This is a genomic window from Hyphomicrobium album (assembly GCF_009708035.1).
Lineage (GTDB): Bacteria > Pseudomonadota > Alphaproteobacteria > Rhizobiales > Hyphomicrobiaceae > Hyphomicrobium_A > Hyphomicrobium_A album.
In genome coordinates this window covers 601857-625464 of record NZ_WMBQ01000002.1, presented here as the reverse complement: position 1 = coordinate 625464, position 23608 = coordinate 601857, and the positions used below count along the sequence as shown (strand labels likewise).

Genomic DNA, 23608 nt, shown 5'->3' with positions numbered 1-23608 from the left:
TGCGGCAACGGCGGGCTTCACTTTCCGGCCCGAAGCCACTAGGCATGCGGCAGCTCCGGCGGGTGGCCACGACGTCCCAGGCAACCCAAGCCAATCTCCTCATCAGCCAGGCGCGGGTTTCATGGGCTTCAAATGCGGCATCGTTGGCTTGCCCAACGTCGGTAAGTCGACACTTTTCAACGCCCTGACGCAGACCGCTGCCGCCGAGGCCGCCAACTATCCGTTCTGCACCATCGAGCCGAACGTCGGCGAGGTCGGCGTGCCCGACGAGCGCCTCGACAAGCTCGCCGCCATCGCCAAGTCCGGCCAGATCATCCCGACGCGGCTGACGTTCGTCGACATCGCCGGCCTGGTACGCGGCGCCTCCAAGGGCGAGGGCCTCGGCAACAAGTTCCTGTCGCACATCCGCGAGGTCGATGCCGTCGCCTACGTGCTGCGCTGCTTCGAGGACGACGACATCACGCACGTCGAGAACCGCATCGACCCGCTGGCCGACGCCGAGGTCGTCGAGACCGAGCTGATGCTCGCCGACATGGAGAGCCTGGAGAAGCGGAGCGTCGCCACCGAGAAGAAGGCGAAGGCCGGCGACAAGGAGTCGAAAGCGCTGTTCACCGTGATGGAGAAGGCGCTCGTCCCCCTGCGCGACGGCAAGCCGGCACGCATGGCGAGCATCACGCCCGAGGAGCGGCCGATCTTCGTCGGCTTGCAGCTCCTCACCTCCAAGCCGGTCGTCTACGTGTGCAACGTCGAGGAGTCCGCCGCCGCCAACGGCAACGCGTACTCCAAGAAGGTCGAGGAGAAGGCGCAGGCCGAGGGCGCCGTCAGCGTCGTCATCTCCGCCAAGATCGAGGCCGAGTTCGCCGGCCTGCCGCCGGCGGACCGCACCGAGTTCCTCGCCGAGATGGGCCTCGCCGAGCCGGGCCTCAATCGGCTTATCCGCGCCGGCTACAAGTTGCTCGATCTCGTCACCTACTTCACCGTCGGCCCGAAAGAGGCGCGCGCCTGGACGATCACGCGCGGCACCAAGGGTCCGGCGGCGGCCGGCGTCATCCACACGGATTTCGAGAAGGGATTTATCCGCGCCGAGACCATCGCCTATGACGACTACGTGGCGCTCGGCGGCGAGAACGGGGCGAAAGACGCCGGCAAGATGCGGCTGGAAGGCAAGGAGTACGTCGTCAAGGACGGCGACGTCATGCACTTCCGATTCGCAAACTAGCACCCGGAATCGTCTCTAGTATGAGAGACGACCGCGTTTGGGTTCAGTATGCGACGGACATTGTTGGCGATCATCGCCCTCCTGAGCTGCCATTGCGTCAGCTTCGCCCAACAGCAGGCGAAAGACCAAGACGGGCCGCCGCCGCTCAACTTCGCGCCGCCGCCGTTGACCCCGGAGCAGCAGGCCGAGGTGGTCAAATACCGTACCTATCTGTCGAGTTTCATTGGCGGGCAGATCGACATGGCCGAGGTGGGCGCTCTCGTGAAGGAGGCCGGCGGCATGCTGCAAGTCAACAGCGTGCGGTTCAAGATTAGGATCGGCCCCTCGGGCCAGCTGCTCTCCCGCCGCATCGAGATGAGCTGCGGGTACGAGCCGCTCGACGCCGTGTTCCTCTCCGCACTGGATCGCGCCAAACCATTTGCCCCGCCACCAGCATTCTCCCCCTCGCCGGCGGAGGAGGTCGACGCGACCTTTACGATCGTCAGCGCTGCGGCGCCGCCGCCGCAATAGGGCGAAGTCATGCACGCTGACGGCTAATTCCGCGGCAGCGGCATTACGAGGGGGATCTGATCCTTCGGCTTATCGTCGTCCATGACGACAATAGCTTTGCCGTCCGGGCTGAAGCGGGCAAACGTCGTGAAGGCGCCTTCGTCCTCGGGGCCGATCCTCGTCGAGGAGTGAACGTCGCCCGTTCGCGCATTCCAGATATCGACCCACCCGTTACCCGACGACAGCACCCATCGCCCGTCGGGGCTGAACGAGACCGCATCGACGTAGCTTCCGCCCGACTGCTTGTGCCCGACGATCTGCGCACCGGTCTCGGCGTCCCACGTCCGCGCCGTCCCATCGCGTGCGGCGCTCGCGATCGTCGTCCCGTCCGGACTGAAACGCGCGTCGTGAATCTGGTCCTCGTGCCCGCGCAGCAAGCGGATCTGCTTGCCGGTTGCGGCGTCCCACAGTCCGACGATGCCCGTGCGTTCGGCAGTGACGACCTTCGTTCCGTCCGGACTGAGGTTCGCCACGTTGACCACACCTGACAGGCCGGTGATGGCGCCCAGGGTCTTCTTCGCCTCTGTGTCCCACACCTCGATGTCGTAGGCCTTGCCCTCACTTCGTCTCAGCTCGCGGGTCCCGTCGCTGCTCCTGTTCAGGAGATCGAGATCGGCGGATTGAGCGTCGCCGAACTGTTGGTACTGCTCGCCGACTGCCTCTGCCATGGCGAGGGCGACACACGCGGTCAGGGCGGTTAGGAAGATGGCAGGGCGGCGCATGGGAACCACCGAAAGGTACGGTGCGCAGTTGCTTTCGCAGGTGAACTGCAATCGCGAAAGCCTACCGGTCTCTCGCCTTTCCCGCCAGCCGCCTGACCGGGAACGGTTACCGACTTGGTACCTCGCCGCTCCGTCCCCACATCCCCTCCATCGCCAACACCATGGAGGATCCGACATGCAGGCGATGGAAATTCAGGAGCATGCGCGCAAGCTGCGCGAAGCGCGGGGCGAACTGGCCGTGGCGCACGCGGCTCAAAAGGCTCGCGATTTCGAGCACGAGGGCGACACAATGCAGGCAGAGACTTGGCGGCGAATTGAAGCGGCGCTGCGCCAAATGCAGGGCCCGCGCGTTAGCTAGGCTCGCAGGGAGCAGCGGCATCGCCGCTGTTCCCGCTGACAGACAACGGACAAACGAATGAGCAGAATTGCCAAGGCCAGCATGATTGCCATTGCCGGCGCTCTATTGATCAGCGCTACAGCGCTTGCCGATCCCGGCACCAGCGCCACGGCTAACACTCCGGCGGGAACGACGCCGACGGCAACGACCACCACCGGCAGCATCAATCTCGACCCATCACCGGAGCAGCGCATGAAAGACTGCATGGCGATCTGGGATCGGGGCACGCACATGACGAAGCAGCAGTGGCGCCGGACCTGCAAGACGACGCTCGGCGAGTTCATGGATTAGCCGCCGAGCGGCTTATCCCTGCGCGTTCTGCCCGTAGCTCTTGAAGCGCTCTAGCACCCGCGCCATCTCGTCCTCGGGAAGAATGTGCGGCTCGCCGCCGAGCGTCAGCACCTTCACGTACTGCTCGGCCAGCACTTCGACCTCGCGCGCCAACTCGAGCGCCGCCCCCAGGTTGGCGCCAATGGCAATCTGCCCATGGTTCGCCATCAGGCAGGCGTTGCGCTGCGCGAGCCCAGTGGCGACGAACTGCGCCAGCTCATCGGTGCCGAATGTGTCGTACGGCACGAGGGGAATGTCGTTCCCTCCGCCCACCGCGACCATGTAGTGAAACGCCGGGATCGGTTTGTGCGCGCAGGCCAGGACCGTCGCGTTGAGCGAATGCGTGTGCACCACGGCTTTCACGTCGGGACGTGCGTGATAGGCGGCGAGATGGAAGCGCCACTCGCTCGACGGCTTGCGCGATTTCTTGTCGGGCACGTTGCCCTTCGCATTGACGAAGACGATGTCGCGCGGACGGATCTCCGCATACGCCATGCCGGTCGGCGTGATGAGCATGCCGCCCTTCCAGCGGCACGAGACGTTGCCCGAGCGACCCGGCGACAGGCCAGAGCCGCTCATCGCCAGCGCGGCGTCGATCACCACCTGCCGCGCCACCTTCTCGGCATCCCTGGCTTTGGGTTTTGTTTTGCTCTTTTTCACGCTCGGCTCTCGCGACCACAACTTTAGGTGCGCAGCCTGCCACAGGTTCTATGGCAGAACTATAAAAGGTTGTAGTCGCTACTCCCCGGCCCGCTCGGGATAGAGCGACAGAAGTCCCTCCCGCGTCGCCGGACAGACGCCCCGCTCGGTGATGAAGCCGGTCACGAGACGCGCCGGGGTAACGTCGAACGCCGGGTTGCCGGCCGGCGAGCCGGGCGCGGCAATCTCCACCGTGACGACGCTGCCGTCCGCCAGCCGTCCCGGCATCTTCAATACCTCGTCCGCCGAGCGCTCCTCGATGGGGATCGACAGCCCCTCCTGCAGCGCCCAGTCGATGGTCGAGTGCGGCAGCGCCACGTAGAACGGCACGTTATTATCTTTTGCCGCCAAGGCCTTGAGATAGGTGCCGATCTTGTTCGCCACGTCGCCGTTGGCGGCAACGCGGTCGGTGCCGACGATGACGAGGTCCACCTTGCCGTGCTGCATGAGATGGCCGCCGGCGTTGTCGACGACGATGGTGTGCGGCACGCCGTGGCTGCCGAGCTCATATGCGGTCAGCGAGGCGCCCTGATTGCGCGGGCGGGTCTCGTCGACCCAAACATGCAGCGGCACGCCGGCGTCATGCGCCTGGTAGATGGGCGACGTGGCCGTGCCCCAGTCGACGCAGGCGAGCCAGCCGGCGTTGCAGTGGGTCAGCACCTCGATCTTCTCGCCGTTGCCCTTGGTTCGGGCGATATCGTCGATCAGCGCCTTGCCGTGGACGCCGATCAGCCGGCAGGTCTCGACATCCTCGTCACAAATGTCGGCGGCGCGCTTGTAGGCGGCGGCGACGCGCTCCTCGCGCGGCAGGTTCTGCACGGCGCGGCGCATCTCCTCCAGAGCCCAGCGCAGGTTGATGGCGGTGGGCCGCTGCTTTGCCAGGAACTCGACGGCCTTGTCGATCGCCTCGTCGGAGGCGTCCTGGCGGATGGCCATGGCGAGGCCGTAGGCGGCCGTGGCGCCGATCAACGGCGCGCCGCGCACCTGCATCGACAGGATCGCGCGCGCAGCGTCCTCGGCCGACTTCAGCGGAATGACGGAGAACTCGTGCGGCAGCCGCGTCTGGTCGATGACCTCCACCGACCATCCGTCGGGGGCGAGCCAGATCGTCCGGTAAGCCTTGCCCTTGATCTTCATCGTCTAATCACCGCTCGGCAGGGTTGGCGCCATGGGTATGTGGATGGTGTGCTCCAGGCCGCAAGAGAGGCAGCTGAGCGCGTACCATTTCGGCGTGCGGCCGGGTCGACCGGTCGACGATCTCGAGGCCTTTAGCCTCACACACGGGACAGGCGACCGGCAGGAGCCGATTGAGCCGCCATTCGGCGATCCTCTGCAGCGCTAGGCGTAGCTTGTCGGGCGGAAGCGGATTGCCGGCCACGCGTCCTCAATGGCCTTCGAAGGCCAGCAGCGCATGGGTGCGGATGCCGTGGCTGCGCAACAGGTCGAGACCGCCCAAATCTGGGAGATCGACGAGAAACGCCGGCCCCGCCACGAGCCCCCCCGTGCGGCTGATGAGCTTGGCCGCGGCCTCCGCCGTGCCGCCGGTGGCGATCAGGTCGTCGACGATGAGGATGCGTTCGCCCGGCTTGATGGCATCGGCGTGGATCTCGATGATGTCGACGCCGTACTCCAGCGAATACTGCTGCCCGATGGTCTTCCACGGCAGCTTGCCCTTCTTGCGGATGGGGATGAAGCCGCACGACAGCCGGTCCGCCACGGCGCCGCCCAGAATGAAGCCCCGCGCCTCGATGCCCGCCACCGCATCGATGTTGTCGTTCAGGTAGGGCGCCGCCATGCCTTCGACGGCCGCCTTGAAGCCCTTGGCATCGCCCATCAGCGTCGTCACGTCCCGGAACAGGATGCCCGGCTTCGGGTAATCCGGAATCGTACGTACAAGCTGCCGCAAATCGCCCAAAGTGAACCCTCCCCGCCAAATTGCCGGCGCAAAATAGCAATATCGATCACAAGACGGTAGGCGTTTTACCGCCGCCGATTACTACACATTGCATGGCGCCGTAGCCGCCCCAGCAGGCGTTGCCTGCGGCGCTTTTCAGGAGGCTCGGGCGTGGCCAGCGTTGAATTTCCCCTCATGGCGGATGAGGGATCGGATGACCTTCCGCGAACTTTACGACGGGAACGCGAGGCGCGCGAGCGTGCCTCCCGTGAGAAGGAAGCCAAGGCGCGCGCCGCCACATTGACACACGATTTCGGCGCGAGCGACTCCCGCGATGAGCGACGCGCCCCGGCCGAAGGGTTTTCCGGCACGGTCGTCAACCGCTTCGACGTTCCTTTCAGCCACCTCGTGGCGTTCTTCATCAAGGCGGTGTTCGCCGCGATCCCGGCGCTCATTGTGCTGAGCGTGCTGCTCTACCTCGGCGGCAACGTCGTGAAGGCGATGTACCCGGAGCTGATCCACATGCAGATCCTCGTCACCTTCCCCAACTGAGGCGCAGCGGCGGATCGATGGCGAGTGTGCGTGTGATTCTAATGCTCGCGGCCTGCATCTTGCTGGCCGTAAGCGGCATCTCAGCAGCCCGCGAAGCCACGGAGGGTGAAGACCCCGTGGCACCCTCACAAAAGAAGAGCACCGACCCCAAGGACATCAAGGTCATCATCCCGTCCTACTCCAAGGACGTGAGCGACAACGGCTGCCGCGTGCGCGCCAGTCCGCAAGAAGCCTTCACGGGACCCGATGTCGACATCCGCCACGTGCCGTTCGCCGAGCTGATCAGCGAGACGATCGGCCGCTATTCGGTGCACGCCTCCCTCGACGCTCCGGAGAAATTCAACGCCTCTCTCGCCGACCTCGACCCCGACACGCGGACGCTCGTGTTTCTCGACGTCCTGCGCGACAATCTCGGCCGCGACGGCCTGCACACGTTCTTCTTCATGGGTGTCGCGCGCCACGCTCCGGCAATAGGCGATGCGCTGGAAACCGCCGGCCTCAAGCGTGAGCACGACCTGTTCACGCTGGCCCTGGCGATGTTCGGCCCGGACTATCCCGTCGACGAAGACAGGCGCGTCGCCTTCTTCTCCTATTCCTCCCTCGACACCCCGATGAACGACTTCGACGAGCGCATGCTGGAGATCGCGCAATCGTTCGGCGACCGCGAAGCGTTCGGCAAGGTCATGGTCGCCTTCATAGAGCGCAAGCCCGCACTATGGCAGCGTATCGAAGGCCAGCGCGCACGCTTGGGCGAAACGGCGCGCCTGCGCTACCTGAACCAGGCGCTGCTCGACCGGCTGCAGATGTGGGGCAAGCCGGACGTGGAAGCGGCCCCGGCACTCGCCGCGTTGCCGCTCGAGCAGCGCACGCTCGCGGCGCTCTCGGTGTTCAACGCCGAGTTCGAGAACGGCGGCGTGCATCAGTTCTTCTACAACTCCTCGGGCGTCATCGCACCCGAGGTGCACGCGGCGCTGCTGGAGATCGGGCTGGAGCGCCAGGCGGCAATCTTCAAGAAGGGACTCGACATGCTCCCCGGCACGTATATCCGCGACACCGAGAAGCGGCGCGACAAGTTCTTCTCGCACAGCGGCTGGAGCCCGTGGGACGAGAAGCTCCAGAAGCTCACCGACGAGTTCTACGCCCTCGACGGCGGCCCCACGGTCGTGCGCGTGGGCGACAGCTCGGCCATCGCAGGCGGCCCCGATCTTTGGTCGGCCATGACCATCTACGCCCGCGAAAAAAAGCTCCTGCCGTGCTGATCGGTGAACGTTGTATTGCCTAACCCGCACCCGGGCTGGTAGCAAAATAGCGGGGAAGATGGGGAAGGCACCATGACCGAGGGAGAAGCGGAAAAGGGAGGTTGGCGCACACTCGCGCGCGTTGGAATCGTCGTCACCATCGTTGGCGGTTTGATCGGCATCTTGGGCTTCTTCCTCTCCGAGTATCGCGAAAGTACGCGACGCGAAAATGGGGCCGTGACCACGCCTGCACCGCAGGCATTTGCACCGCCGGAGGAAACATTCATTGTCTCGCCCGTGTCGTGGGGGCGCGACCTGACCGTGACCGTGCGCAAGGCGCGCACCGGCTATAAGGGCAACATCGTCGTCTTCTGGTGCAACCCCGCCAACGGCCATTACGGCTGGATCGGCGAGGCAGCCTTCGGCAGCGCCTCCGACGACTACGTCATGGGCAGTGAGTACGACACCGACAACATTCTCATCGGCATCAACGTCAATCCCGAGGGTGGCGACCCCAAGACTGTCATCTCCGCCTGGGACTTGAAGAAGCCGCGCCAGACGAAGCCCCCCCAGGCTCGGCCGGGCACGTTGCAGTGCATTGACTTCGCGGGAGAGCATTGAGTGGCGCTCTCGAAAGCTCGTTTCGGTTTTGTCGCCACGCTCACGCTCCTGATCGCCGCCTTACCGGCACGAGCCGACTGGTGCGGCGCCAGCGATGCGGAGAACTGGCGCGAGTTCTCATCGCTATTCACGGCGGGCATGCGCGTCACGCCCGGGCGGCCGACGGTCTATATTCTCGGCGCGGCGTGGTGCCCGGTCTGCAAGTCCGTTTTCCAGGCGCTCGGTAGTCATCGCTACGCGTTCGATGCCCGCTTCATTCCGGTTCAGCAGGGCGGCAACGAGCGTCACGCGGCACAGGTGGCCGATCTCGCTTCCGACGGGACGCCGGCGGCATTGACCCGGGTCTACCAGCAGAACTCCGCCAAGACCGACGGCCTCAACGCCCAGCAGCGCGCCTTCATTGCCGAGGTGCAGAACGTCACTGACATCATCCTGCAGGAGCGCTTCCTTAGGCCCGGGAAGAAGTGGGGCACGCCCATCACCTTCATCTTTTGGGAAGGCATCCAGGCCATCTACGGCCAGCCCAACCTCGAGGGTATCGAGCGGACACTCTCCGCCAAGCCGCCGCCACTGCCTGAGAACACGACGCGGCGCTTCATCACCTCGCCCGTCCCGCCGGAGCAATCGATGCGCGGCGTCGTGCCGTTCGCCAAACGCGACAATGTCCGTGTGCGCGTCCTGCCCGATCGCAACGCGCTGTCGGCGATCTGCGTCCCGAAGGACCAAGGAATGCAGCCTGCGGGCTTCGTCACCATCGACGGCGAGGACTGGATCGTCTTCAAGCCGTTCAAGCCTGACACCAGCCTGCGCGTCTACGGCCTGGCGTCCGACTTCGAACTTGTGAACGGCCAGCGCTAGCGCGGAGCCATCGCTGTCAGATAGGCGATGACGGCGTCGAGGTCGGCGTCGGGCAACGCCTTGACGTCGAACGCCGGCATCTGTTGCTGCGGCCAGGTGCGCACTGCCTTGGGATTGCGGATCAGCGCGCGCAGGCCATCCCGCGTCAGATACCGCGTCGGGTTCATCGGCTGGCCGAGGTCCGGACCCACGTCGGCGGCGCCCGCACCCTTCATGCGGTGGCAGGGCATGCATTGGGTCGTGAACACCTGCTGGCCGAGGCGCGCCGGGTCGTCGGCCGGCAGCGTCGCGTCGACCGCCATCTGCGGCCAGCGATGCGGCGGAGACTCCGTGCCGGTCAACGCCACGGTCTGATAAGGCCACAGCTCGGTGCCGACGCCCGACCGCTCCGGATGCTCCCACACCAGATAGAACGGCCCGGCGGAGACATCCTTGCCCGGCAGCGGCGGCCACGGCGCGGCCCTGTCCTCCACCGCGATCCACGCGACGCTGCCGCCCTTCGCACCCTTCTCGACCAGCGCCATCGGCACCTGCGAGACGAAGCCGTCCGCCGCGCGCGCTTCGAGCGTGTCGACTGCCGGGTCTGGCGTATCGCCGATCAACGCCAGCAGCGGCACGGCGCGATAGGTCATCGTCCGCTTGTAGGAGACATCGTCGGGAATAGAGATGGTCGCTGCATCCGGTCGCGCCAGCAGCTCGGCGGCGGTGAAGCGCTGCTCCTCGGCGCCGAGCTTAAGCGTCAGCGCCGCGTCCTCGCCGCGCGCCGCGGCGCACAGGATCAGCGTGCAGAGCAGTGGCAGCAAGACAATGCGCATGGCGGCCTTCCGAGAATTGCACGGGCTCCGGCCGCACTGTAGCGTGGCCGCATCCGCTCCCGCAAAGGAACTCGACGATGACCGACGGCACGGACGCACAGCGCGAGTTGCACGAGATCACCGGCGCGCTCGACGTGCTCTTCACCCTGCGCGAGGAGTTCGCGCAGTGGCTGGAGGAAGCGCAGAGCGAGGAGCGCAAGGAGGAGCTGGCGAACGTCTACCGGCACATCGAGGCGATGGAGCAAGAGTACCAGCGCCGACGCGAGGCCGCCGCCGCGAAGGCCGCCAGCCCGTGACCCTCAGCGCCGGTTGCCCAGCTTGGCGACCGCAGCGGCTAGCGCCTGCATGACGCCGGGCTCGCTGATGGCGTGCCCCGCCTTGTCGATGACCTGCAGCTCGCAATTGCCCCACGCCGCGCTGAGCGCATAGGCGGCCTTGGGCGGGCACAATAGGTCGTAGCGGCCCTGCACGATGACGCCTGGAATGCCCTCGAGGCGATGCGCCTCGCGCAACAGCTGATCGGGCGCGAGGAAGAAGTCGTTGCGGATGTAATGTCCCTCGACGATTGCCGTCGGGGGCGGCCGCTCGCTGCGTCCCACCGGCGGCGACAGCCGCACGTTCGCCGGAGCCAGCTCCGACAGCGCCCGCTCGTACGCCGCCCACGTCTGCGCCGCCGGGACCTGCACCGCCGGATCGGGATCGGCGAGGCGTCGCAGGTAGGCAGCCAGCGGGTCGGCCCTCTCGTTCTCGGGAAGCTGCGCGACGAAGTCGGCATAGAGCTCGGGACGGAACAACCGCGGTCCATCGACAAACGCCCACACCACCTCGGCGCGGGTGCCGAGAAAGATCGCGCGCATTACAAGGCCGGTGACGCGCTCCGGGTGCGCCTCGGCGTAGGCGATCGCCAGCGTCGAGCCCCACGAGCCGCCCACCACCAGCCAGCGTTCGATACCGAAGTGCGTGCGGATCGCTTCGATGTCGGCGATGAGATGCTGCGTGGTGTTGGCTTCGAGCGACAAGTATGGATGGCTACGCCCTGCGCCGCGCTGATCGAACAGGAACGCGTGAAAGCGACTAGCGTCGAACAACCGCCGGTGCAAATGCTGCGAGCCGCTGCCCGGTCCGCCGTGCAGGAATATTGCTGGAATGCCGTCGGCGCGGCCGACCTCCTCGACGTACAGCCAATGCCCATCGCCCACACTCAACATGCGCGCATCGAACGGGCGTAGCGGCTCGGCCTGTGTCGCTTGATCGGGCATGCGCCGTGTGTGCCGTTCCCCAGAGAACAGCGCAAGCCCAATCGGCGCTCCTATAACATCCAGCCGGCGTTGTGGACGTTATTGCCCGCCGCGTGACCGGCATTGGGACTACGATAGGAGAGGAACCAAAATGTACGCCAGTCGCCTCGTCGCGGCCGCCCTCGGGCTCGCCTGCGGTCTGGGCGTCGTCGCCTCGACGGCACATGCCGTGCCCGTCGATGCGCTCAGTTGCAAGCAGCTCTGGGTGAAGCGTAACCAGATCTACAAGGCCAACGGCTACTGCTTCAAGACGAGCAAGGCCATCAACTACTTCGGCAACGCCGGCTGCTATGTCGACGACATGAGCGACGTGTCACTGTCGAAGATGGAGATGCAGCGCGTCATGACCTACAAGCACTGGGAAACGGTCAACGGCTGCTGATCGCTTGCATCTGAACTGCGCGAAGCCAGCGCTCCGGGGCGCTGGCTTTTGCGCGTTGATTTGCGCCTTGCGCATCGAGAGCGCCGGGTTCAACTTCCGCTCATTCAGCAACGGCATTGAGACGGACCCATGCGCGTCGTCATTCTCGGAGCGGGTGGCGTCGGCGGCTACGTCGGCGCGCGGCTGATCGAGGCCGGCACCGACGTGACGTTCCTCGCGCGTGAGAAACGCGCGCAGGAGCTTGCCTCGCAGGGCCTCGCGCTCAAGAGCCCGCTCGGCGATTTCGCTGGACGTGTCAAAGTGGTTCGTCCCGGCGACAAACCCGCCGACCAACCCGACGCGGTCTTGCTGTCGTGCAAGGAGCCGGCGCTCGAGTCCGCACTCGCTGCGGTCGCGCCGCTGCTGCAGCCAGGCACGCGCCTCCTGCCGCTGCTCAACGGCGTACGCCACATCGACATGCTGGCCGAGCGCTTCCCGGAGACGCTGCTCCTCGGCGGCATCATCCACGGCGCCGCCAACCTGCGCCCCGATGGGGTTATCGAGCATCTGTCGTCGTTCATGACCGTCATCACCGGGCCGGTCGCCTCGTCCAGCGACCCCGTGGCGACGGAGATCGTCGATCGGCTGAAGTCTGCCGGCGTCGATGCCTACGCCACGCACGAGATCCGCCAGGACATGTGGAACAAGTTCCTGTTCCTCGCCGCATTTGCCGGCATCACCTCGCTGATGCGCGCCAGCATCGGCATCATCCTGGCGTCGGACAGCGGACGCGAGCGAATCCTGCGGCTGCTGGAGGAAACACGCTCCGTCGCCGTAGCCGAAGGCTTCGCGCCGCCGGACACGCTCATGGACGAATACCGCGCGCTCCTCACCGAGCCGGGATCGCCGCTCACCTCGTCGATGCTGCGCGACATCGATGCGGGCCGGCGCACGGAGGGCGCGCACATTCTCGGCGACATGCTGGCGCGCGCCCGCAAACATGAATTGGCTACGCCGGTGCTGGCCGTTGCTGCGGCGCACGTCGAGGCCTACGAGCGGCGGCTCGACGCGGCAACCTAGAGCAGCGGCACGAGATACGTGACCATGCCGCGCACCTGCGGCTGCTGCGTCTCGCCCGGCGGATTGTCCGGAAACTCGACGGCCGAATAGAAGATCTGCACGTGGACGTTCTCGAACGGACCCGCCGTCGGCAAATACTCGAGCTCGATGTTGTACTCGTTCTGGCGCGGGCCGCCGCTCGCATCGATCGCGTCCCAGGACCAGCCGTAGCGCGTCTGCAGCTTCAGCCCATCGAAAATGATGCGCGAGAAATCGTACGCCGCACCGACGACGAACGTCTTCTGGCCCGCGTCGTTGAAATTGAGCTGGTCGAGCACGGTATAGGCGGGAAAGCTGCCGAACGGGCCCACGAGCGCCGCCTCGTCGCCGTTGTTCGACGCAGCCGCGAGCAGTGTCGCCTCGCGATAGCTCGCCGCGACCCGGGCGGAAACCTGCCCCGTCGCATAGGGCGCGCCGCCGAGCAAATTCTCCCCCACCGTGCGCTGGTCCGTGTAGTTGGCGCTCAGCCGATACGTCATCGCTCCATCGGGAATGATCCAGTCCGCTTCCGCGAACGTCGTGTTGACCACGTCGGCGATGAGATAGTCGACGGCACCTATCGTCAGGCCAGGGATCGGCACCACCTTGGCGCCGCCGGCAAGCACGCCGCGATCCTCGGTGACGCCGAGCTCCTCGGAGAACGGGACGAAGTAGGAGCTGTCGCGCGCCTTGAAGCCCCACAGGTAGCCGATCCCGTAGTCGAACGTCTCCGCCTCGTCGCGCCGCCGCATGAGCACCGTACCCTCCACCGCATTCGGCAGCATGCGGTTGTCCTGCGGATTGATGTAGGGCGTCTTGATGAGCTGGCGGCCGACGGTGAGCTCTTGTCCCAGCCCGCGCAGCTTGGCGTTGGCGACGGCGAACGACGAAACCTCCGCCTGGTTGTCGGTGAGCAGCAGGGTGCCCCCCTCGCCGGCCGGCGCATGCAGCGGCTGCGACGTGGCGCCGGCCGCCTCGAACTGCAGCCAATCGTCGAGATAGCCCGTGCGGAAGGCGAGTGCCGAACCACCGGCCCACGCATTCGACGGGGGCCCCGAAGAATTGTTGCGGTCGAGCTCGTGCGTCCGGAAGTAGAGGGCGACCTTCAGGTCGCGCCAGAACGGTCCGGCAAAGCGCAGGCGGTCCTTCACGTCCTGCATCAGCACCGGCCCATCGTCGGCAGGCACATTGGCGAACGGTCTCTGCGGCCCTCCGGGCAGTGGCACCTGGTGCTGGAAGGTCCGCTGGATGGGGCTATAGATGTCGGCCGCACTTGACGGGACGCGCTCGGCGTCGTCGTCCTGATCGGCCCTGGCCGGTCGGATGGCGCCCGTCGCGGTCAACAGCAGCATGCCCACCATCAACGCAGCCCGCGACGCGGCGCGCGGCTGCAGCTTGGCGTGCATGAAATCTCTTGGGAATCAAATGCGCCGGCGCAATTTATCCGCCTAGCAGCCGCCCCGCGGAGCGGCAAGTTGCATCGGCGTTCGATGGGCGCCAATCAGGCTGCAACCGCTGCCCTTTGCTCGCGGGCGTATTGGCCTGGCGGCAATCCCACATGACGGCTGAAAGCAGTGCTGAACGTGCTCGCCGAGCCATAGCCGACCCGCTCGGCCACCTCGGCGATTCCAACGTCCTCTCGTCGCAGAAGATCCTTTGCCAGCGCCATCCGCCAGGCGAGCAGGTACTCCATCGGTGCCACCCCGACCGCGCGCGTGAAGCGGTCGAAGAAGGCTGAACGCGACATTGCCGCCGCCTTGGCGAGCTCTTCGACGGTCCACGGACGCGCCGGCTCGGCGTGCATGCTCCGCATCGCCACCGCCAGCCGCGCATCGCCCAATCCGTGCAGCAGCCCGGGCGGCGCGGCCTCGCCTTGCATCGACCGCAAAGCCTCGACTAGCATCACGTCGACGAGGCGCGACAGTATCAGGTCGCGACCCGGCCTCTGCTCCCGCGTCTCCTCCCCGACGAACCGCACCATCGTGGAAAGCCGCTGCGCCCCGCGCACGTGCACCAGCGCTGGCAGCAGCGACACCAACAATCCTGCATCCGGAGATTCGAAAACGAAGTAGCCGCCGAGCAGGCGCACGTCGGGATCGCCTTCGGGCGTGCCATGGCGCAGCTCGTCCGTCGCTACTGCAGCGGCGTTCGGATCTATACGCACCGGTGTCGCCGGCTCGAACCCCGACATCGTGAACCCTGGGGTCTTTGGCAGCAGTACGAAATCTCCCGCTTCGAGCGTGATTGTTTCGTGACCGTCCACCGCCAGCCGGCAGCTTCCGTTGAGCACGGTGCAGAAGCTCGGCTGCCCGAAGTCGGCATAGCGTACGGCCCAGCGACCGGCCCCGCTTATGACCTTCGAGAACACCGTGCGCGGTCGCAGCAGGGCGATGACTTGCGAGAGGGGATCATCCATTTGTTGGACGATAACAAATAAAATACGGACTTTCAATTGCAGATCGTCCACGCAATGAGCCGTAAGCATCTCCTCGTCGAACGCAAAACGGAGACCTGCGATGAAGACCGTACTGATCACCGGATGCTCGTCGGGCTACGGCCTCGAGACCGCCCGCCACTTCCATGCGCAAGGCTGGAACGTCATCGCCACCATGCGCACGCCGCGCGAAGGCACGCTGCCGCGATCAGAACGGCTGCGCGTGCTGGCGCTCGACGTGACCAATCCTCAAAGCATTGTTGCCGCCGTCGAGGCGGCCGGTCCCATCGACGTGCTGGTCAACAATGCCGGCATCGGGATGTTCGGCGCCTTCGAGGCGACGCCGATGCTGACCGTGCGCAGCCTGTTCGAGACCAACACATTCGGCGTCATGACGATGACACAAGCCGTGCTGCCGCAGTTCCGCGCGCGCAAGTCCGGCGTGGTTGTGAACGTGACCTCGAGCGCAACGCTAATGCCCATGCCGCTCGTCGCCGCGTACACGGCGAGCAAGGCGGCGATCGAAGGCTTCACCGGCTCTCTCGCCCACGAGCTCCATGGCTTCGGCATCCGCGTCAAGCTGGTCGAGCCGGGCTACGGGCCGACCACGCGTTTCACCCAGAACACGCCCTCACGTATCGAGGACATGATCACCGAGCCTTACCTGCCATTCGCGCAATCGGTGCTCACCGCGTATGGCCAGCCGGCCGCGGTGACGACCGAATCCGACGTGGCGCAGGTCGTGTGGCGAGCGGCGAACGATGTCTCACCGCAGCTCCGCTTCCCCGCCGGCGCCGATGCCGTTGCACTGGCGCAGAGGAGCGACGCCGCCTGAGGCAAACGCCATCCCGGGGCCCGGGCGAAGCTCCAGGTCCCGGGGTAGCTATCCAAAGCGCGATCAGGCCTTGGCGAGGACGCGGCCTGCGACGGCGTCGAGCTTGGCCATCAATTTCGGATCGCGCGCTTCGGGCGCGGTGATGATGGCTACGTCGAGCGCCGTGTTCGAGCCGATGGGGCAGGGCGGGTGCTCGCGCGGGAATATCTCGGCGAGCTTGTGCACGAGCCGCTGCGCCTTCTCCGTATTGCCCTTCATGACGGCGAGCACGGCGGCGACGTCGACGTGCGCCACCTCCTCGTGCCAGCAGTCGTAGTCGGTGACCATGGCGACGGTCGCGTAGCAGATCTCGGCCTCGCGAGCGAGCTTGGCCTCCGGCATGTTGGTCATGCCGATCACGTCGCAGCCCCAGCTCCGATAGAGGAAGGATTCGGCGCGGGTGGAGAACTGCGGGCCTTCCATGACCAGATAGGTACCGCCCTTGGTGTGGTCGATGTCCTCGGCCTTGCATGCCTGCTCCACCGCGTCGACGAGCAGCGGGCTGACCGGATGTGCCAAAGAGACGTGCGCCACGCAGCCTTCGCCGAAGAAGCTCTTCTCGCGCGCGAACGTGCGATCGATGAACTGGTCGACGAGCACGAAATGGCCGGGCGCGAACTGGTCCTTCAACGAGCCGCAGGCCGAGATCGACACGAGGTCGGTAACGCCGGCCCGCTTCAAGGCATCGACGTTGGCGCGGAAGTTGATGTGCGTCGGCGAGATGCGATGCCCGCGGCCGTGGCGCGGCAGGAAGCGGAACGGCAGGCCGTCGACCTCGGCAAAGAGGATGTCGTCCGACGGCTCGCCCCAGGGACTCGAGACCTTTTCCCAGTGCGGGTTCTGAATGCCGGGCAGATTGTAGAAGCCGCTGCCGCCGATGATGCCCAGGACGGATTTGACCACGGGTCCCCCTAAACGAGCTTGCGGTTTGCGTTGTGCCGGCGGCGTCAGTGCTTCAGGCGCGACCAGATCTGCTTCTTGACCAGATATAGCAGCAGCGTGGTGATGAGGAGATAGAGCATCACCTGCCAGCCCAGCCGCTTGCGTGAATCGAGGGTCGGGTCGGCTGCCCAGGCGAGGAATGCCGTGACGTCCTTCGCGTTCTGCTCGAGCGATCCCTTGTAGCCGGACTCCGGCTGGTACTCGATGAACGTATCCTTCGACAGCGGCGGCGGCATCGCCACCTGATGCCCGGGGAAGGCGACGTTATAAGACATGCCCTCGGTCATGTGCATGCCGGCCGGCACCTCGTGGTAGCCGGTGAGCAGGGCGTAAAGGTAATCGGGGCCGCCCTCCTGATAGCCGATGACGATGTCCCCCAGCATGTGAAGCCACTGGCTGTACCAGGGCGCATGGCTTTCCACCGAGCGCGCCTTGGCGATCAGCGACAGATCCGGCGGCAACGCGCCGTTCTGCGCCGCGCGCGCCTGCACGTCGTTCCGGTAGGGGCCGAGGATCTGGTCGGCGAGCCCCGGCAGGCGATCGATCGGATTGCCCTGATCGTCGAGCTCGCCGGGAATCTTGTACGGCCAGCCGATGGCAAGCGCCTTCACGGCCTCCTCGGGAAACTCGGGGCCGCCCGGCTCGGCGAGGTTGCGGAAGCGCACGCGCTTCAGGCCGTGACAGGCCGTGCAGACCTGCTGGTAGACCTGGAAGCCGCGCTGCAGCTGCGCCTTGTCGTACTGGCCGGTGAAGCCGGCGAACGACCAATCCTGGCGCTCGATGTGAGTCTCCGTGCCGCCGGCCGCGTGCGCCGCGTGCATCGTCGCGGCGACGCTTGCCAGCGAAGCCAGGACGATCACGGCAGCGCGCCACGAGAGCTCTGGACGTTTCATGCGAGCCCCCCTGTCAGGCCTTGGCCGGCGCCAGCTTGGCGCTTTTATCGTTGCCCAGCACCGCCTCGGTTATCGAGCCCGGCACCTTCAGCGGCGTTTCCAGCCAGCCGACCAGCGGCATGACGAGAAGGAAGTGCGCGAAGTAGTAGATCGTGAACACGCGCGCCCAGAACACGTACTCGGCGTCCGGCGGCTTGGAGCCGAGCCAACCCAGCGCGACGCAAGAGAACACGAAGAACCAGAAGAAGTAGCGGTAGATCGGCCGGAACTTGGTCGAGCGCACGCGGCTGGTGTCGAGCCACGGCGCGAACAAGAGGATCGCGATCGCCGCGAACATGGCGATGACACCGAGGAGCTTCGAGGGGATGGCGCGCAAGATCGCGTAGAACGGCAGGAAGTACCATTCAGGCACGATGTGCGGCGGCGTCACCAGCGGGTTGGCCTCGATGTAGTTGTCGGCGTGCCCGAGGTAGTCGGGCAGGAAGAACGTGAACCAAGCGAACAGCAGCAGGAACGCGAACATGCCGACCGCGTCCTTCGAGGTCGCGTAGGGGCTCATCGGCACGGCGTCCGATGCCGTCTTGATGTCGAGGCCGGTCGGGCTGTTCTGGCCGACGATGTGCAGCGCCCACAGGTGCAGGCCGACGAGGCCGGCGATGACGAACGGCAGAAGATAGTGCAGCGAGTAGAAGCGGTTTAGCGTCGTGCCAGACACCGAGTAGCCGCCCCACAGCCACTCGACGATCGTCGTGCCGAGACCCTTCCAGATGCTGTCGAGCGACGAGAAGAGGTTGGTGATGACGGTCACACCCCAGAAGCTCATCTGCCCCCACGGCAGCGAGTAGCCCATGAAGGCGGTCGCCATCATCACGATGAAGATGAGCACGCCAATGATCCACAGTACCTCGCGGGGCGCCTTGTAAGAGCCGTAGTAGAGGCCGCGGAAGATATGGACGTAGGCGGCGAGGAAGAACATCGAGGCGCCGACCGCGTGCAGGTTGCGGATCAGCCAGCCGAAGTTCACGTCGCGGCGGATGCGCTCGACGCTGTCGAACGCCATCTCGGCGTTCGGCTGATAGTGCATGGCGAGCACGATGCCGGTGACGATCTGCGCCCCCAGCATGAAGGTCAGGATGCCGCCGAAGGTCCACCAGTAGTTCAGGTTTCGCGGTGTCGGAAAATCGACGAACTGCGTGTACATCAGCCGGCCGATCGGCAGCCGCGCGTCCAACCACTTGCCGAACTTGGTGGTCGGCTCGTAGCTCGTTCCGTGTGGAAGTCCAGACATGCTTGGCTCGCCGCTTGTCAGCCGATCTTGATCTTGGTGTCGTTCACGAAGTTGTAGACCGGCACCTCGAGATTGCGCGGTGCAGGACCCTTACGAATGCGTCCGGCAGTGTCGTAGTGCGACCCGTGGCACGGGCACAGCCAGCCGCCGAAGTCGCCCTTGGCATCCCCCAGCGACTGCCCCTTCGGGATGCAGCCCAGATGCGTGCAGATGCCGACCATGATCAGCCAGTTCTCGTGGCCGCCTTTGGTGCGGTTCGGATCGGTGGCCGGCGTGTCCTCGGGCAACGCGTCGTTGCGGGCGAACTCGTCGATGAGGTCGGTGATCGGCACGGCCTTGGCGGTCGCGATCTCCTCCGGCGTCCGGTGCCGAATGAACACCGGCTTGCCGCGCCACAGTACGGTGATCGCCTGGCCTTCCTTCACCGGCGCGAGGTCGACCTCGATCGACGCGAGCGCCTGGGCGCCGGCGTCGGGGTTCATCTGCTGGATGAAGGGCCAGAGCGTCATTGCGCCCCCAACGGCCACGAATGCACCGGCCGCGAGAACTAGAAAGTCCCTGCGGTCTGGTTCTTCGGCGTCGATTGCCACGGGAGCCTCCGCTAGATCGCTGGGCTTAGGGCGCAGCGCTGATTACTTGGCCGGCTGCCGCCGGCTGCAACGACATCCGCACCGCGATGGACGTGCCATCGAGCGCGGCAAGTTCAGCGCGATTGGCCTATAGAACCAGGCGATTTGCCATGCGGTTTATTGACATCGTTCTAAAGAGCGCTCAACCCCGGTCAGCAAGATAGCCGTAGGCAATTTGGCGCACGCCAGCCGTCGCCGCTGACGAAGGTCATTCAGCCGCGTCCTGCGCGAGGAAGCCGCCCGACTGCCGCGCCCACAGCTCGGCGTAGAGACCGCCGCGGCGCAAAAGATCGGCGTGCGTGCCCTGCTCCACGATTCGCCCCTCGTCCATGATGATCAGCCGGTCCATCGCGGCGATTGTGGACAACCGGTGGGCAATCGCGATGACTGTCTTACCTTTCATGAGGTTGACCAGCTGCTCCTGGATCGCCGCCTCGACCTCGCTGTCGAGCGCGCTGGTCGCCTCGTCGAGCACAAGGATGGGGGCGTCCTTCAAGAGCACGCGGGCAATGGCCACCCGCTGTCGCTGGCCGCCCGACAGCTTCACGCCGCGCTCGCCGACATGCGCCTCGTAGCCCGAGCGGTCCTTCAGGTCCTCAAGGTTGTTGATAAAATCGTGCGCGGCCGCCTTCTTCGCCGCGGCGATGGCATCCGCCTCCACCGCGTCGGGGCGCCCATAGAGGATGTTTTCCATCACCGACCGGTGCAGCAGCGAGGTGTCCTGCGTCACCATGCCGATCTGAGCGCGCAGGCTGTCCTGCGTGACGTGCGCGACGTCCTGGCCGTCGATCAGCACCTTGCCGCCGTCGAGGTCGTAGAAACGCATAAGCAGGCTGACGAGCGTCGACTTGCCCGCGCCCGAACGGCCAACCAGGCCGACCTTCTCGCCCGGCGCCACGCGCAGCGACAGATCCTCGATGACGCTGCCGCGCCCCGTTCCGACATCGCGCCCATAGTTGAAGCGGATGTGATCGAACTGGATCTCACCCTTGGTGACGACGAGCTTCTTGGCGTCCGGCGCGTCGACGATGCTGCGCTCTTGGGCGATCGTCTCGAGACCGTCCTGCACCACGCCGACGTTCTCGAACAGGCCCGCGACCTCCCACATGATCCAGTGCGACATGCCCTGCAGGCGCAGGACCAGACCCACCGACAGGGCGATGGCGCCGGTCGTCACCGCATCGATCGACCACAGCCACAATGAGGTGGCGGCGACCGAGAACAGCAAGGCCGCGTTGAGACAGTTCAGTGCCACGGTCAGCAGCGTCACGAGGCGCAGCTGCTCGCGCACCGTGTCGAGGAAGTGCGACATGCTTTCCTGCGCGTAGCTATCCTCGCGGTCGGCATGCGCGAACATCTTCACCGTTGAGATGTTCGTATAGGTGTCGACGATGCGCCCGGTCATCACCGAGCGCGCGTCCGACTGGATATGCGAGATTTTGCCCAGCCGCGGAATGAAGTAGCGCATGGCGACGAGGTAGCCGGCGAGCCACAGAAGCAGCGGCGCCGACAGCCGCAAGTCGGTCGCTGCGAACAGGAACACCGCGCCGGTGAAGTAGATCGCGACGTAGAGCAGCACCTCGGTGATCTTCATGACCACCTCACGCACCGACATGGCGGTCTGCATCACCTTGGTGGCGACGCGCCCGGCAAAGTCGTTGTTGAAGAAGGCCATCGACTGGCGCAGCACGTAGCGGTGCGCCTGCCAGCGCGTACGCATGGTGAAGCTCGAGAGCAGTCCCTGGTGGACGACGGACTCGTAGAAGAACTTCAACGTCGGCAGCACGAGCAGCACCACCGCGCTCATGCCGAGGAGGAACGTCCCGTGCGTCTCCCAGAACGTGGCGCGATCGGCCTTCGACAGCCAATCGACGAGATTGCCGAGGAAGCCGAACAGCGACACCTCGATCAGCGCGATCGTCGCCGACAGCGCGGCTGAAAGGCCGATCAGCGGCCAGAAGGGCCGCGTGTAGTGAAAGACGAATCCCCAAAAGCTCGCCGGCGGCATCGAGGGCTGCTCGGCGGGGAAGGATTCGACGCGGTGTTCCAGCCAGCGAAACATGCGGGCGATCATGATCAGCTCCCGGCCCGATGGGCCGTGAAAAAGTAGCGCCGGCCCCCTCCTCTTAACGAAGCAGTGGGCGCGCTATGTGAGGTTTTGCAGCCTTGGAGCCCTGCCGTGGTGCGCCCCTAGACATCGTTGCAGGGGATATATAGGGGGAAATGCGCCAACAAAAGGGTTCGGGAAAAAAGGCATGGGCGACGTCAAAGAGGCTGCCGGAGAAGCGCCGGAGCTTGCGGCTCGCAAGGAGACGGCCCGCGCCTGGTTCCAGGAGCTGCGCGACGGCATCTGCTCGGCGTTCGAGCGGCTCGAGGACGAGCTGCCCGCCGGCGCGCCCCTCTCCGACCGCCCGGCCGGCCGCTTCGTGCGCACGCCGTGGGAGCGCACCGACCATTCCGGCGCGCCGGGCGGCGGCGGCGTCATGAGCATGATGAACGGCCGGGTGTTCGAGAAGGTCGGCGTGCACACCTCCACGGTGCACGGCGAGTTCGCGCCGGAGTTTCGCAAGCAGATCCCCGGCGCCGAGGAGCACCCTGAGTTCTGGGCGTCGGGCATCTCGCTGATCGCCCATCCGCAGAACCCCAACGTGCCCGCCGTGCACATGAACACCCGCATGGTCGTGACCTCGAAGTGGTGGTTCGGCGGCGGCGCCGACCTGACGCCGGTGCTCGACCGGCGCCGCAAAGAGGAAGACGCCGACACGCTCGCCTTCCACGCTGCGATGTACGGGGCCTGCGCGCCGCATCCGGTGGCCGACTACACGCGCTACAGGGCATGGTGCGAGGAGTATTTCTACCTGCCGCATCGCAAGGAGATGCGCGGCGTCGGCGGCATTTTTTTCGACTACCTGACGCCGGACGAGAACGAAGGCGGCTGGGACGCGGCCTTCGCCTTCACGCGGGACGTCGGCCGCGCCTTTCAGCGCGTCTATCCGATGCTCGTGCGTGGCAACTTTGAGCTCGCCTGGAAGGATGCCGAGCGCGAGGAGCAACTCGTGCGCCGCGGGCGCTACGTCGAGTTCAATCTGCTCTACGACCGGGGAACGGTGTTCGGCCTCAAGACCGGCGGCAACGTGGATTCGATCCTGTCGTCGATGCCGCCCGTCGTGAAATGGCCCTGATCTAGAGGCGCCTCTCTCAGAAGCGGGTCATCAGGCCGAAATCGATGATGTCCATCTCGGGCGACAGAGTGTTGTTGGCGCCAAGCACGGCGAAGCTCTGGTCGTCGAAATCGATCCGGCGATAGCCGACATGCAGGTTGATGTCGCGGTTCCAGAAGTATTCCAGGCCGCCGCCGTAGGTCCAGCCGCTGAGACCCTCGTCGGACTTCGCGCCGGTAATGACGTTCGTCACCTCGAGGCCGCCGTAGGCGTAGCCCGCTGTGCCGTATGCCATCAGGCGGCCGAACGAGTAGCCGAGGCGCCCGCGGACGGTGCCGTAGTAGTTGAGGTCGGACTCAAAAACGCCGAAGCCGGCGCCACGGCCGTTGCCGTCGGCGAACGAGTAGAACGCGTCGGTGACCACGCCCACCACGACGTGACCGAACTGCTGGTCGTAGCCGAGCTTGCCGCCGATGGCCCAGCCCTCCGGATCCTCCAGCAGCGCGCCGCCGGTGCCGCCGAGGCTGACCTCGTCGCTGAGGCTCCAGTCCGGAGAGATGATGAAGCCGGTGCGCGCCAGCGACGCGACCTCGTCGTCAGAGGCGTAGCTCAGGCTTGGAAGGCGCCATTGCTGGGCCGCCGCAGGGGCCGCAACGCCGAAGGTAAGAACGAGGCACGCTAAAGCAACGCCCCCAAACTTATGCCACTGCATGCTCGTGCCCCAGTTTTACTTGCT

General features: G+C 65.7%; 27 protein-coding genes. 13 read left to right on the top strand and 14 right to left on the bottom strand.

The window, feature by feature from the left end; all coding sequences use genetic code 11:
• Positions 1 to 121: 121 nt before the first annotated feature.
• A complete protein-coding gene (gene ychF, locus GIW81_RS15085; protein ID WP_154740184.1) occupies positions 122 to 1219 on the top strand; it encodes a redox-regulated ATPase YchF in 1098 nt (365 codons plus the stop codon).
• Positions 1220 to 1267: 48 nt separating this feature from the next.
• On the top strand, positions 1268 to 1729 hold the full coding sequence (locus GIW81_RS15080) for a TonB family protein (RefSeq protein WP_154740183.1): 462 nt from the start codon (positions 1268 to 1270) through the stop codon (positions 1727 to 1729).
• A 23-nt stretch (positions 1730 to 1752) separates the two neighbouring features.
• On the opposite strand, the gene GIW81_RS15075 is transcribed toward GIW81_RS15080, so the two are convergent.
• The gene (locus tag GIW81_RS15075; protein WP_195930584.1) at positions 1753 to 2490 is read right to left on the bottom strand and encodes a WD40 repeat domain-containing protein; all 738 of its coding nucleotides are present in this window, start codon (positions 2488 to 2490) and stop codon (positions 1753 to 1755) included.
• A gap of 175 nt (positions 2491 to 2665) precedes the next feature.
• Here GIW81_RS15075 and GIW81_RS15070 point away from each other — a divergent pair, with 175 nt between their 5' ends.
• Both GIW81_RS15070 and GIW81_RS15065 read left to right on the top strand, forming a co-directional pair.
• Entirely contained in the window at positions 2666 to 2848 is a 183-nt protein-coding gene (locus tag GIW81_RS15070; protein WP_154740181.1) for a hypothetical protein, read from the top strand.
• Positions 2849 to 2905: 57 nt separating this feature from the next.
• Entirely contained in the window at positions 2906 to 3178 is a 273-nt protein-coding gene (locus tag GIW81_RS15065; RefSeq protein WP_154740180.1) for a hypothetical protein, read from the top strand.
• 12 nt (positions 3179 to 3190) lie between these two features.
• Here the strand turns inward: GIW81_RS15065 and GIW81_RS15060 are convergent, their stop codons facing one another.
• From GIW81_RS15060 to GIW81_RS15050, 3 genes are all read right to left on the bottom strand, one after another.
• Positions 3191 to 3877, bottom strand: a complete 687-nt coding sequence (locus GIW81_RS15060) for a class II aldolase/adducin family protein (RefSeq protein ID WP_324615059.1) — start codon at positions 3875 to 3877, stop codon at positions 3191 to 3193.
• Between the two features lie 78 nt (positions 3878 to 3955).
• A complete protein-coding gene (mtnA, locus tag GIW81_RS15055) occupies positions 3956 to 5053 on the bottom strand; it encodes an S-methyl-5-thioribose-1-phosphate isomerase (protein WP_154740179.1) in 1098 nt (365 codons plus the stop codon).
• A gap of 247 nt (positions 5054 to 5300) precedes the next feature.
• Positions 5301 to 5831: an adenine phosphoribosyltransferase gene (locus GIW81_RS15050; RefSeq protein WP_154740178.1), complete on the bottom strand. Its 531-nt coding sequence runs from the start codon at positions 5829 to 5831 to the stop codon at positions 5301 to 5303.
• Between the two features lie 150 nt (positions 5832 to 5981).
• Between GIW81_RS15050 and GIW81_RS15045 the strand changes: the two genes are divergently transcribed.
• The 4 genes from GIW81_RS15045 (at position 5982) to GIW81_RS15030 (ending at position 9079) form a co-directional block, all read left to right on the top strand.
• The gene (locus tag GIW81_RS15045) at positions 5982 to 6362 is read left to right on the top strand and encodes a hypothetical protein (protein WP_324615058.1); all 381 of its coding nucleotides are present in this window, start codon (positions 5982 to 5984) and stop codon (positions 6360 to 6362) included.
• Positions 6363 to 6478: 116 nt separating this feature from the next.
• Complete coding sequence (locus GIW81_RS19385) at positions 6479 to 7621, top strand: DMP19 family protein (RefSeq protein ID WP_210251946.1); 1143 nt, start codon at positions 6479 to 6481, stop codon at positions 7619 to 7621.
• A gap of 72 nt (positions 7622 to 7693) precedes the next feature.
• Positions 7694 to 8221: a hypothetical protein gene (locus tag GIW81_RS15035; RefSeq protein WP_154740177.1), complete on the top strand. Its 528-nt coding sequence runs from the start codon at positions 7694 to 7696 to the stop codon at positions 8219 to 8221.
• A complete protein-coding gene (locus GIW81_RS15030) occupies positions 8222 to 9079 on the top strand; it encodes a hypothetical protein (protein ID WP_154740176.1) in 858 nt (285 codons plus the stop codon). It abuts the gene before it with no gap.
• Here the strand turns inward: GIW81_RS15030 and GIW81_RS15025 are convergent.
• On the bottom strand, positions 9076 to 9894 hold the full coding sequence (locus GIW81_RS15025; protein ID WP_154740175.1) for a cytochrome c: 819 nt from the start codon (positions 9892 to 9894) through the stop codon (positions 9076 to 9078). The genes GIW81_RS15030 and GIW81_RS15025 overlap by 4 nt on opposite strands.
• A gap of 77 nt (positions 9895 to 9971) precedes the next feature.
• Between GIW81_RS15025 and GIW81_RS15020 the strand changes: the two genes are divergently transcribed.
• Positions 9972 to 10190 (top strand): hypothetical protein, encoded by a 219-nt coding sequence (locus GIW81_RS15020; RefSeq protein WP_154740174.1) that lies wholly within the window; start codon positions 9972 to 9974, stop codon positions 10188 to 10190.
• 3 nt (positions 10191 to 10193) lie between these two features.
• Here GIW81_RS15020 and pip read toward each other — a convergent pair whose 3' ends face one another.
• Complete coding sequence (pip, locus tag GIW81_RS15015) at positions 10194 to 11153, bottom strand: prolyl aminopeptidase (RefSeq protein WP_154740173.1); 960 nt, start codon at positions 11151 to 11153, stop codon at positions 10194 to 10196.
• 130 nt (positions 11154 to 11283) lie between these two features.
• On the opposite strand from pip, the gene GIW81_RS15010 reads away from it, so the two are divergent.
• Together GIW81_RS15010 and GIW81_RS15005 are read left to right on the top strand one after the other, a co-directional pair.
• On the top strand, positions 11284 to 11574 hold the full coding sequence (locus GIW81_RS15010; RefSeq protein WP_154740172.1) for a YARHG domain-containing protein: 291 nt from the start codon (positions 11284 to 11286) through the stop codon (positions 11572 to 11574).
• Between the two features lie 129 nt (positions 11575 to 11703).
• Positions 11704 to 12633: a ketopantoate reductase family protein gene (locus GIW81_RS15005; RefSeq protein ID WP_154740171.1), complete on the top strand. Its 930-nt coding sequence runs from the start codon at positions 11704 to 11706 to the stop codon at positions 12631 to 12633.
• Here the strand turns inward: GIW81_RS15005 and GIW81_RS15000 are convergent.
• Together GIW81_RS15000 and GIW81_RS14995 are read right to left on the bottom strand one after the other, a co-directional pair.
• Positions 12630 to 14057, bottom strand: a complete 1428-nt coding sequence (locus GIW81_RS15000; RefSeq protein WP_154740170.1) for an OprD family outer membrane porin — start codon at positions 14055 to 14057, stop codon at positions 12630 to 12632. The two genes, GIW81_RS15005 and GIW81_RS15000, sit on opposite strands and share 4 nt — an antisense overlap.
• A 95-nt stretch (positions 14058 to 14152) precedes the next feature.
• Positions 14153 to 15067 (bottom strand): AraC family transcriptional regulator, encoded by a 915-nt coding sequence (locus GIW81_RS14995; protein WP_154740786.1) that lies wholly within the window; start codon positions 15065 to 15067, stop codon positions 14153 to 14155.
• A 100-nt stretch (positions 15068 to 15167) separates the two neighbouring features.
• On the opposite strand from GIW81_RS14995, the gene GIW81_RS14990 reads away from it, so the two are divergent.
• A complete protein-coding gene (locus GIW81_RS14990; protein ID WP_154740169.1) occupies positions 15168 to 15920 on the top strand; it encodes an SDR family oxidoreductase in 753 nt (250 codons plus the stop codon).
• A 63-nt stretch (positions 15921 to 15983) separates the two neighbouring features.
• Here GIW81_RS14990 and GIW81_RS14985 read toward each other — a convergent pair whose 3' ends face one another.
• From GIW81_RS14985 to GIW81_RS14965, 5 genes are all read right to left on the bottom strand, one after another.
• On the bottom strand, positions 15984 to 16862 hold the full coding sequence (locus GIW81_RS14985; RefSeq protein WP_324615057.1) for an S-methyl-5'-thioadenosine phosphorylase: 879 nt from the start codon (positions 16860 to 16862) through the stop codon (positions 15984 to 15986).
• Between the two features lie 44 nt (positions 16863 to 16906).
• On the bottom strand, positions 16907 to 17794 hold the full coding sequence (locus GIW81_RS14980; RefSeq protein ID WP_154740167.1) for a cytochrome c1: 888 nt from the start codon (positions 17792 to 17794) through the stop codon (positions 16907 to 16909).
• A gap of 13 nt (positions 17795 to 17807) precedes the next feature.
• The gene (locus tag GIW81_RS14975; protein WP_154740166.1) at positions 17808 to 19082 is read right to left on the bottom strand and encodes a cytochrome b; all 1275 of its coding nucleotides are present in this window, start codon (positions 19080 to 19082) and stop codon (positions 17808 to 17810) included.
• Between the two features lie 17 nt (positions 19083 to 19099).
• Positions 19100 to 19672, bottom strand: coding sequence for a ubiquinol-cytochrome c reductase iron-sulfur subunit (gene petA, locus GIW81_RS14970; RefSeq protein WP_324615056.1), 573 nt, complete (start codon positions 19670 to 19672; stop codon positions 19100 to 19102).
• A 247-nt stretch (positions 19673 to 19919) separates the two neighbouring features.
• Positions 19920 to 21785, bottom strand: coding sequence for an ABC transporter ATP-binding protein (locus GIW81_RS14965; protein WP_324615055.1), 1866 nt, complete (start codon positions 21783 to 21785; stop codon positions 19920 to 19922).
• Positions 21786 to 21966: 181 nt separating this feature from the next.
• On the opposite strand from GIW81_RS14965, the gene hemF reads away from it, so the two are divergent.
• Positions 21967 to 22893: an oxygen-dependent coproporphyrinogen oxidase gene (hemF, locus tag GIW81_RS14960; RefSeq protein WP_154740164.1), complete on the top strand. Its 927-nt coding sequence runs from the start codon at positions 21967 to 21969 to the stop codon at positions 22891 to 22893.
• A 16-nt stretch (positions 22894 to 22909) separates the two neighbouring features.
• Here hemF and GIW81_RS14955 read toward each other — a convergent pair whose 3' ends face one another.
• The gene (locus GIW81_RS14955) at positions 22910 to 23584 is read right to left on the bottom strand and encodes an outer membrane protein (protein ID WP_154740163.1); all 675 of its coding nucleotides are present in this window, start codon (positions 23582 to 23584) and stop codon (positions 22910 to 22912) included.
• Between the last annotated feature and the right edge of the window lie 24 nt (positions 23585 to 23608).